Origin of the sequence: Pseudomonas sp. (genome assembly GCF_050739995.1) — a bacterium.
Lineage (GTDB): Bacteria > Pseudomonadota > Gammaproteobacteria > Pseudomonadales > Pseudomonadaceae > Aquipseudomonas.
Window position 1 is genome coordinate 1 of the sequence record NZ_JBOICG010000534.1, and the last position, 2,698, is coordinate 2,698.

Here is a 2,698-nt window from a genome sequence, read left to right on the forward strand (position 1 = left end):
ACGTGGACCAGGCCGAAATAGTTCTGTTTGTAGAAGTTTTCCAGGTTGGCGTAGTAGTACTGCAACGTCAGGTTTTTAGCGATAGCGTTGTCGGAAGAACCAAACGGCTTGTAGTCAAACCCGCCGAACTTGAAGCTGTCGCTGTCACGGGTGCCGCCGGCCACGCTCAGGCCAGTGGAATTGCTCGATGCACGGCCTTCGGCCTTGTTCAACTCACCGGCAGTGATACTCACGTTCGGGATGTCGTTGGAGGTGAGGATGCCGCCGTCAAAGGTCTGCGGCGCCACGCGACTGTCGTTGGAAACCAGGATCGGCAACACCGGCGCCAAGCCGCCACCGACGTGCAACTCGGTCTGGGAAATCCGGAACTTCACGTTGCCGGCGGCGCGACCGAAGGAGTCGGCAGGCTCGGTACCGTCGTTTTTGGTAGGGAAGAAGCTGTTGCCGTTACCCGACAGGCCTGGGCCTGCGGTGTGACCATCACCACCGTCCAGGCGCAGTGCGCCAAAGGCCATCACGTCGAAACCGACGCCGAGGGTGCCTTGGGTGAAGCCGGACTTGTAGTCGAAACGCAGCATGGTCGCGGCTTCGCGCAGGTCGTTGCTGGTCCCCGAGCGGTTATCGGCGTTGTAGTACATGGTCCGCGAACTGACGGACGCATGGCTGTCTTCAAGGAAGCCGCTGTGACCGGTACCTGTGCCCAGGGACCCCAGACCAAAATCATCGGCGCTGGCTTGCTGTGCAAGCAACGCGGCGGTGACGGATAACGCCAGTGTAGAAATTTTCATTAACGACGGCCCCTAAATCTATTTTTATGTGCGTGGTGTGCAGAACAGCTTTCATCCCTACAAACGTGACGATTGTTTCATGGGGACTGGGGCGCACCTCGTGAAGAATTTGTTAGGAAAGTCGGGGGAAAATGAAATTTTTCACCGGGTGTTTTTTGTCATATTTACGTCATGTCATTCATTCGCAGAATGAAGTCCTGAAGATTCTTCGTTTGCGGGATAGCACCAAGCCCAACAAAATCCAGCCAAAGGCCACGTCCTCTCCACAGCGTTCAGGAATTTTTCTATGCCCAGTGCCGCGCATGTCAGCCCCGACGAGATCCGCAAAGGCTTTTCCAAGGCCATGTCGGACATGTACCGAGATGAAGTTCCGCTGTATGGCGCACTGATGGGGCTGGTGGCCGAGACCAACAACCGGGTGTTGAACAGTGATACGGGCCTGGCCCAGCAGTTACGGCGCACCGGAGAGATCGAACGATTGGACATGGAGCGCCACGGCGCCATCCGCCTGGGCACTGCCGAAGAACTGGCCACCATCTGTCGTCTGTTTGCGGTGATGGGCATGCAACCGGTGGGCTACTACGACCTCACCCCCGCCGGTGTGCCGGTGCACTCCACGGCCTTTCGCACCGTGCATGAACGTTCGCTGCAAACCAGTCCGTTCCGCGTGTTCACTTCACTGCTGCGCCTGGAACTGATCGAAAACCTCGACCTGCGCGCATTCGCCGAAAGTGCCCTGGCCAAGCGATCGATCTTTACCCCAGGCGCCCTGATATTGGTTGAGCAAGCAGAACGGGACGGCGGCCTCAACGCCCAAGACGCCGATGAATTCATTCGCCAGGCCCTGGAAACCTTCCGCTGGCACCACACCGCCACCGTCACCGCTGCGCAATACCAACTACTGAGCGACCAGCACCGCCTGATCGCCGATGTCGTGGCATTCAAAGGCCCGCACATCAATCACCTGACACCACGCACCCTGGATATCGACCAGGTGCAGGCCGCCATGCCCGGCAAAGGCATCACCCCCAAAGCCGTGATCGAGGGCCCGCCCCGCCGTCAGTGTCCGATCCTGCTGCGCCAGACCAGCTTCAAGGCGCTCGACGAACCCATCGCCTTCACCGACGCCCAGGGCAGCCACAGCGCACGCTTCGGCGAAATCGAACAACGCGGTGTCGCCCTGACGCCCAAAGGCCGCGCCCTGTACGACCAACTACTGAACGCCGCACGCGATGAGCTGGGCGCCTTCCCCAACGAAGGCAACGCCACGCGCTATGTGCAATTGATGGACCGGCACTTCCAGGCCTTCCCCGACGACCACACACAGATGCGTGAACAGGGCCTGGCGTACTTTCGCTACTTCGCCACCGAACAGGGCCTGGCGGCACGCGGCCACGCCGATCAACCACGCGGGCTGGAGTCATTGATCGCAGCCGGCCATGTGGCGGTGGAACCCTTGGTGTATGAGGATTTCTTGCCGGTGAGTGCGGCGGGGATTTTCCAGTCGAACCTGGGGGATGCGGCGCAAAGTCACTACGCAGCCAATGCCAACCAGACGCAGTTTGAACAAGCACTGGGCCGTCAGACGATTGATGAATTAAAGCTGTATGGCGAGACGCAGCAGCGTTCCATCGACGAATGCCTGAAAACACTGCTGGGCTGAAATGAAGTGCCCTCCCGGCTCAGCTGCGCAGTCCTTGCGCCGCAAAAAGGCCCCAGAGCCGGGGGGACGGTTGGCATCATAGGCAGTCAAACGCCTTCTGTCCCTCAGACAATTCTGAACAAATATTGCGACGTTTCCTACGCTAGCCGTTGCGCAATTTCGTCTTTGATCAACAACCGCTTCTTCTTCAACACCTCCACCTTCTCATCACTGGCGCTGGCCGACTCCGCTTTCAGCACCTCCTCGT

At 59.1% G+C, this 2,698-nt stretch carries 3 protein-coding genes; 1 reads left to right on the forward strand and 2 read right to left on the reverse strand.

The genetic code is table 11. The annotated features are described in order from the left end of the window. Positions 1 to 788 (reverse strand): OprD family outer membrane porin (locus tag ACRESD_RS17430; RefSeq protein WP_431752054.1); only part of this gene is annotated, 788 nt, incomplete at its 3' end. Positions 789 to 1,074: 286 nt separating this feature from the next. Here ACRESD_RS17430 and hglS point away from each other — a divergent pair. Then, positions 1,075 to 2,451: a 2-oxoadipate dioxygenase/decarboxylase HglS gene (gene hglS, locus ACRESD_RS17435; RefSeq protein WP_431752055.1), complete on the forward strand. Its 1,377-nt coding sequence runs from the start codon at positions 1,075 to 1,077 to the stop codon at positions 2,449 to 2,451. 137 nt (positions 2,452 to 2,588) lie between these two features. On the opposite strand, the gene ACRESD_RS17440 is transcribed toward hglS, so the two are convergent. Then, positions 2,589 to 2,698, reverse strand: a 110-nt coding sequence (locus ACRESD_RS17440) for a DUF465 domain-containing protein (protein WP_431752056.1), incomplete at its 5' end; no start/stop codon positions are given.

Bases quoted from the DNA above. Each gene is read 5' to 3' on its own strand.
- hglS (WP_431752055.1), top strand. From the start codon at position 1,075: ATGCCCAGTGCCGCGCATGTCAGCCCCGACGAGATCCGCAAAGGCTTT.